Origin of the sequence: Streptomyces niveiscabiei (assembly GCF_001419795.1) — a bacterium.
Taxonomy (GTDB): Bacteria; Actinomycetota; Actinomycetes; order Streptomycetales; family Streptomycetaceae; genus Streptomyces; species Streptomyces niveiscabiei.
Genome location: NZ_LIRL01000877.1, coordinates 1 through 5,870, shown reverse-complemented (window position 1 = coordinate 5,870; position 5,870 = coordinate 1). Strand labels below are relative to the sequence as shown.

Here is a 5,870-nt window from a genome sequence, read left to right as displayed (position 1 = left end):
TGCCCGGCCCGTCGCGCGGGTCACTTCGCCGGCGGGGTCGTCTTCTTCGCGGCGGCCTTGCGGGGGGTGGCCTTCTTGGCGGGGGCCTTCTTCGCGGGGGCGGCCTTGGCTTCCGGGGCGGCGGCCTTGGGCTCCTCGGCCTTGGCCTCGGTGGTGGCCTCGGGCTTCTCGGCGGTGTCCTCCTGGACCTCCACCGCGACCGCCAGCTCCTGGATCTCCTCCGCGGCCTCGCCGCGCCACGTCTTCACGGCCTGCTCGCCGTGCTCGGCGACCTTCTCGTACGTCTCGCGCGCCTTCACCGCGTACTCCGCGGCCACGCCGACGCCCCGCAGCGCGAGGTCCTGCGCGGACTCGCCGAGGCGCTTGAGGTCCGCGTCGAGGGTGGTGCCGAGCTTCTTGAAGTCACCGTCCAGCGCGGTGACGAACTCGCCGACCTTGGTCTGGAGCGTCTCCTGCGCCTCCTTCGCCCGCTCGCCCGCCTTCACGCCGGCCTCCTTCGCGCGGGCGCCGGCCTCCTTCGCACGGGCCTTGGGGTCGCTCTCCCGCACGGCCTCGAACCGCGCCGGGGCCTCCGTACGCAGCTGCTCCACCAGCGCGGGGACCTTCTTGACCTCCTGGAGCGCGAGGTCGGCGGCGCCGGCCGCGAAGTACAGGGGGGTCGGGTCGCTGAGGGTCTTGCGCAGATCGTCGGTGATGGCCATGGTGGGTGTTCCTCCCGGTTTCGCGTTCGTCACGTACGTCGGCATCGGCCGAGGTGATGCTGATCCGCAGTCGGGCGGCCGGTCCCCTGGACCGGTCAGCCGGCCGCCCCCTGCGGGTCGCTGTCGTTGTGTGTGGGGTTCTTCCGTGCGGGTTTCTTCTGCACGGGGTCTTTCTGCGCGGGGTGCTTCTGTACGGGCTCGTCGGTGCCGAAGTCGCCTTCCGCACCCGGCGTTTGGGCCGGCGTTCGGGTCAGCGTCTGGGCCGGCGTTTGGGCTCCCGCCTCGAACCCGTTCTCCTTGCGGAACGACTCGTAGATCTGGAGCAGCGCCTGCTTCTGCGGCTCGGTCAGCGTCGGGTCCGCGAGGATCACGCCCCGCGTCTCCACCTCGTCGAGATCCCGCTCGGCGTCGAGGATGCCCGCCCGTACGTACAGCGTCTCGGCAGAGATCCGCAGCGCCTTCGCGACCTGCTGCAACACCTCCGCGCTCGGCTTCCGCAACCCCCGCTCGATCTGACTGAGGTACGGGTTCGACACCCCCGCGGCCTCCGCGAGCTGCCGCAACGACAGCCGCGCGTTCCGCCGCTGCTCGCGCAGGTACTCGCCGAGGTTCCCGACATTGAGCGATGCCATGCCTCCACCATGCACCGCCCCCGCTAACTATTGCAAGCACCCGCTTGCAAAAGTGCGCCGCGTCACTGAGAACGCTTCGTAGGCTCCCCCATTGACCTGTCTTGCGGCTTCGGCGGCCTCATGGAACGCGTCGCCACGGTCATCGTCGACACCCGGCCTTGGTACTGGCGGGCTCTCGTCTTCAACTGTCGCGAGTTGGCCGAGGACTCCAACCGGCTCGTGACAATGTGTGATCGCGAGCGGTGTCCGGTCCCAGGGCCGGTCGGTCTCCTTCACCGACCACTGCCAGGGGACCGTCGAGCGGCGGTCAGTGTGCCCGCAATGCCTCCCGCTACGGCCGCACCATCGGCGGGTGAGGCCCCGCACCCGGTGACGAACGTCCGTGAACGCCCCACCCGCGACGGGCAGCCCTGCGATCATCGATCCATCCCTGGGTGAGCGACACGAATTGAGGAACACCATGGCGTGGGCCTACGCGGAACTGGCCAAGGAAGCAGCCAAGCGCGGCGGTCCCACCGCGCTGCGCGCCTTCTACACCGGGCGGGGCATGATCATCGGCGGTGCCATTACCGGCGCCTCCATCGCGGGGACCGTCGTCTACGACAAGTGGAGCAAACGCCGCACCGCTGCTGCTGCCGAAACGGTGTCCGACGCTGCCACAGAGACGCCGGCCGCTGACGACACCCGGAGCGGGCAACCTGCCGATAGCTCCCGTACGGACCGACTCCTGCAGTGAGGGAGCAGCTACCCAACGGCGGCGTCGATCTGTCACCCGACGAGGTCGAAGCCCTGCACGCCAGGTGGTCATCCTGCTGGACCCCGAGTGAGGTCGCGCAGCAGCTGACCGGGATCCGCACGCCTTGGTACGTGGCCGCAGGCTGGGCGCTGGACCTGTTCCGCGGCAAGCAGACGCGCGCTCATGGAGACATCGAGATCGCGATTCCGGCCGCCAGTTTTCCAGAAGTCCGCGACCGCTTCCCCGGCCACGTCTTCGACGCGGTAGGCAGCGGCCGGATCTGGGAGGACGCCACACCAGAGGTGCTGGCCGCCGTACATCAGACATGGCTCCGCGATCCGGCCACCGGAAACTACCTGCTCGACGTGTTCCGTGAACCTCACGACGGCGACACCTGGATCTGCCGACGCGACGAGAGGATCCGGCTTCCCTACAGCGGCATCATCCACCGCACCCAGGACGGCATCCCGTATCTGGCACCCGAACTGGTCCTGCTGTTCAAGGCCAAGCACGCCCGTCGAAAGGATCAAGCAGACTTCGACGCGACCGTCCCGCACATGACCACTGCTCAGCGCGAGACCCTGGCCGAGCTACTCGCCCGTGTGCACCCGGGACACCTCTGGATCGCGGACCTGTAGCCGCCGCTTGGACCAACGGAACAGCCAGTACCGGCGAGATTGATCTTCTGCTCCGTTCCTACTGGAACCCCGTACCCGCGTCGTGCTGATCAGTTGATCCTGTGCCGCGTTCGACCCGCGCGGTGAAACGACTGTGGAGCCCTGCCCCCGGGCAGGACGCCACCATGTCACGGGTTCTGGATCTACCAGACAGCGGTGCGGAGAAGGAACCGCAGCTGGCGGTTACGTCGGTTCTTGCGGAGGTCGGGACCTCGGGTCTTCCAGAAGATCCAGCGAGGCTGGGGTGCCGCTTCCTTCGACTGGTCCGTAAGCTCGGATTCAGTGCTGACAGCTCCGCACCGGGAGGACTTCTCCCGCGCGGCCGATCTGTGGGACATGCCGGGGCGCGAGTCGGAGAAGCCGTACTTCGGCTGGCTCACCACCGAACTGCCGGTCTACTTCCCCGGCACCGTCGATCTGAAGACCCATATCCACACTCGCCCGATCGGTGAGCGGCCCCTGGTCGAGCTCGAACCCACCGATCACCCGCTCGCCGTCGAACAGTGCACCGGCATCGCCACGGACCGGGTGCGTGAGATCGCCGAGGCCGTACGGCACTTCACCGGCGGTGCTGCGCGCGACGGAGATTCCGTGTGACGACGATTCCGAGTGACGACGATGAGGTCGCCCTCTGAACCGTGCCGCTGCTCTCGCCGCCGGGTGAACCGGCGTGCCGGGGGCCGTCCCGGGGCCGGCGCATCCGCAGGCGCCCGTACCGAGTTGGCGGCCGGTGTCTGTCCGGAATGCTGCCCAACGGCCACGGGGGCGGCCCCGCTCCAGGTCGCTCTGGGCCGCATGGTCACCGTTCCCGTGGCCATGGGGGCCGTTCACTTCAGCAAGGCCGCCCTGAACGCCTCGCGATGTTCCGCCAGCCAGCTCTGCAAGCGGTCCCAGCGTGCCCAGCCGCCGCGTTCGGTGAGGGCCTGGAGGTAGGTGGGGTCGCCGGTGGTCACGCGGTGGGTGACGAAGGTGCGGCAGACGGCCGTGGCCTGTTCGACGACGTCGGGCAGGTCGGCGCGGTCCTGGGGCGGGAGGCCGTAGGCGTCGGCGAGGATGCGCAGGCGGGCGGGAGCGTCCAGGCCGGCGGGGTAGTAGGCGGACGCCGAGGCGGGGTCGACCAGCGGTACCCAGTAGCGGGCGGTCATGGCGACGTCCCAGAGGGGGCGGCCGGGGGCGGCCAGGTCGAAGTCGATCAGGGCGGCGGCGCGGCCGTCGCGGAAGACGACGTTCTCCGGGCATACGTCGTTGTGGCACAGCATCGTTCCCCCCTCCGGATCGGCGAGGTCCGAGGGCCATTCGGCGTGGGGGTCGACCGGGACGGCCGCGCTGCTCTCGTGCAGGCGCCGCAGCAGGCTTCCCACGGACGCGAGGGCGGAAGCCGTCATCGCCCGGTCCGGGAACGGCGGCAGGGCCACGTCTCCGGGGATGAAGGTGAGCTGCTCGCGGCCGTCCTCGGTGAGACCGACAGGAACCGGCGCCGCGTCGAAACCGTGCGCCCTGAGCGCGCGGAGGTATGCGTGCAAGGCGCGCGCGTTGCGCGGTGCCGGACGCTCCACCAGCTCACCCCGCCGGAACACCGCCCCCGCGTTCGCCATACCGCCGACCAGCGCCCCGCCCTCAGCCGTCATACCGGTCACGCTATCGCCGTACGGCCCCGCGCGGACGCGGTGCTCTGGGTTCAGGACGGCTGGACCCTGTCGAAGTGGGCGACCGCCTCCATGGGGTCCGGGCTGACCAGGCGGTCCAGGCCCGCCGTCGTGATCCGGGACCACTTCGCGGCCCGTTCCCACATGCGGAGTTCGAAGGTGCGGACCGCCGCGTCGAGGTTGTCCGTCATGAGGGACTCCGCCAGTTCGGCGCCCTCCAGCATGGCGAGGTTCGCGCCCGCGCCGAGGGGCGGCATCAGGTGGGCCGCGTCACCCAGGAGAGTTACGCCAGGAGTGTGGGGCCAGGTGTGGGAGACGGGGAGGGTGTGGATGGGGCGGTGGGTGAAGGTCGTACCTCGGTGGAGGAGGTCGAGGAGGGCGGGGGACCAGCCGGAGAACAGGGTCAGGAGGGTTGCGCGGAGGGACTCCGTGTCGGACGGGTCGAGGTGCGCGTGCCAGTCCTCCGGCGCGCGGAATTTCGCGTACACCCTGACCCGGCCTCCGCTGCCCCGCTGCGCGACGAGGGAGCGGTTCACGCCGTACGCCGCCAGGGAGCCGTCGCCGATCAGGCGGGCGAGGTCGTCGTCGGCGGGCTCTTCGCCGAGGGACGTCTCGACCGAGGTCACTCCTGTGTAGTACGGGGTGACCGGCGAGACGGCGGGCCGGGTGCGGGACCAGGCGCCGTCCGCGCCGACGACGAGGTCGTACGTCTCCTCGCGGCCGTCCGCGAAATGGACCCGCCCCGGTACTACCCGGGTACCCCTCAGGTCGTACGGGCCGCCGGTGCCTGGCTCCACCCGCGTCACCTCCCGGCCCCACTGGACGTCGAGCGGCCCCAGCAGCAGGTCGCGGAGTTGGCCGCGGTCGATCTCGGGGTTGGCGAGGTCGCCCGGGCGGGGACGCCAGTCGCGCAGGACCGTGCCGTCGGGGGCGAGGATGCGCATGGCCTGGGCCTCGGGGCGGGACAGGGCCGCGAACTCGTCCAGCAACCCCGCCTTCTCCAGGGCGAGTTGGCCCATCCCCGCGTGGAGGTCGAGCGAGCCGCCCGGGGGGCGCGCGTCGGGCGAGGGGTCGCGTTCGAGGATCGTGACGGCATGGTCGTACCCGTGTACTACCCGCGCGAAAGTGAGCCCGGCGGGCCCGGCTCCGACGACGGCGATGCGATGTCCCATGTTGATACACTGTATTTTCACGATGCGTCGTATCGCAACCGTACGATGTGAACCATGACTGTCTGGGACCGGCCCGAGCCCCCCTCCCGCCCCGTACCCCTCGACCGCGACCGCATCGTCACCGCCGCGATCGCCCTCGCCGACGAGGGCGGACTCGACGCGGTGTCACTCCGCAAGGTCGCCGCCCGGCTGAACGCGGGGCCGATGCGGCTGTACGGCTACATCGCGACGAAGGAGGAGCTGTACGACCTGATGGTGGACGCGGTCCACGCTGAGATCGTCCCTGGGGTTGGGACGGGGGCTGGG

Annotated in this window: 8 protein-coding genes; 4 read left to right on the top strand and 4 right to left on the bottom strand. The window is 70.3% G+C overall.

The features are described 5' to 3' along the window. Positions 1 to 20 precede the first annotated feature (20 nt). On the bottom strand, positions 21 to 701 hold the full coding sequence (locus AOK24_RS36065; RefSeq protein ID WP_055724180.1) for a hypothetical protein: 681 nt from the start codon (positions 699 to 701) through the stop codon (positions 21 to 23). Between the two features lie 95 nt (positions 702 to 796). After that, positions 797 to 1,333: a helix-turn-helix domain-containing protein gene (locus AOK24_RS51590; RefSeq protein WP_240554282.1), complete on the bottom strand. Its 537-nt coding sequence runs from the start codon at positions 1,331 to 1,333 to the stop codon at positions 797 to 799. Between the two features lie 460 nt (positions 1,334 to 1,793). On the opposite strand from AOK24_RS51590, the gene AOK24_RS36055 reads away from it, so the two are divergent. From AOK24_RS36055 to AOK24_RS36045, 3 genes are all read left to right on the top strand, one after another. Next, on the top strand, positions 1,794 to 2,069 hold the full coding sequence (locus AOK24_RS36055; protein WP_055724179.1) for a hypothetical protein: 276 nt from the start codon (positions 1,794 to 1,796) through the stop codon (positions 2,067 to 2,069). Beyond that, positions 2,066 to 2,707 (top strand): nucleotidyltransferase domain-containing protein, encoded by a 642-nt coding sequence (locus tag AOK24_RS36050; protein ID WP_055724178.1) that lies wholly within the window; start codon positions 2,066 to 2,068, stop codon positions 2,705 to 2,707. Before AOK24_RS36055 ends, AOK24_RS36050 begins: the two co-directional genes overlap by 4 nt. Before the next feature lie 321 nt (positions 2,708 to 3,028). After that, positions 3,029 to 3,343, top strand: a complete 315-nt coding sequence (locus AOK24_RS36045) for a DUF2199 domain-containing protein (RefSeq protein ID WP_240554281.1) — start codon at positions 3,029 to 3,031, stop codon at positions 3,341 to 3,343. 230 nt (positions 3,344 to 3,573) lie between these two features. Here AOK24_RS36045 and AOK24_RS36040 read toward each other — a convergent pair whose 3' ends face one another. Together AOK24_RS36040 and AOK24_RS36035 are read right to left on the bottom strand one after the other, a co-directional pair. Beyond that, positions 3,574 to 4,374, bottom strand: a complete 801-nt coding sequence (locus AOK24_RS36040; protein ID WP_055724177.1) for an aminoglycoside phosphotransferase family protein — start codon at positions 4,372 to 4,374, stop codon at positions 3,574 to 3,576. A gap of 50 nt (positions 4,375 to 4,424) precedes the next feature. Then, positions 4,425 to 5,564 carry an FAD-dependent oxidoreductase gene (locus AOK24_RS36035; protein ID WP_055724176.1) on the bottom strand — a complete coding sequence of 380 codons (1,140 nt, stop codon included), beginning with the start codon at positions 5,562 to 5,564 and terminating at the stop codon, positions 4,425 to 4,427. Positions 5,565 to 5,618: 54 nt separating this feature from the next. Between AOK24_RS36035 and AOK24_RS36030 the strand changes: the two genes are divergently transcribed. Then, a partial coding sequence (locus AOK24_RS36030) for a TetR/AcrR family transcriptional regulator (protein WP_159052105.1) occupies positions 5,619 to 5,870 on the top strand: 252 nt, incomplete at its 3' end.

Bases quoted from the DNA above. Each gene is read 5' to 3' on its own strand.
- AOK24_RS36040 (WP_055724177.1), bottom strand. From the start codon at position 4,374: ATGACGGCTGAGGGCGGGGCGCTGGTCGGCGGTATGGCGAACGCGGGG.
- AOK24_RS36065 (WP_055724180.1), bottom strand. From the start codon at position 701: ATGGCCATCACCGACGATCTGCGCAAGACCCTCAGCGACCCGACCCCC.
- AOK24_RS51590 (WP_240554282.1), bottom strand. From the start codon at position 1,333: ATGGCATCGCTCAATGTCGGGAACCTCGGCGAGTACCTGCGCGAGCAG.
- AOK24_RS36035 (WP_055724176.1), bottom strand. From the start codon at position 5,564: ATGGGACATCGCATCGCCGTCGTCGGAGCCGGGCCCGCCGGGCTCACT.
- AOK24_RS36055 (WP_055724179.1), top strand. From the start codon at position 1,794: ATGGCGTGGGCCTACGCGGAACTGGCCAAGGAAGCAGCCAAGCGCGGC.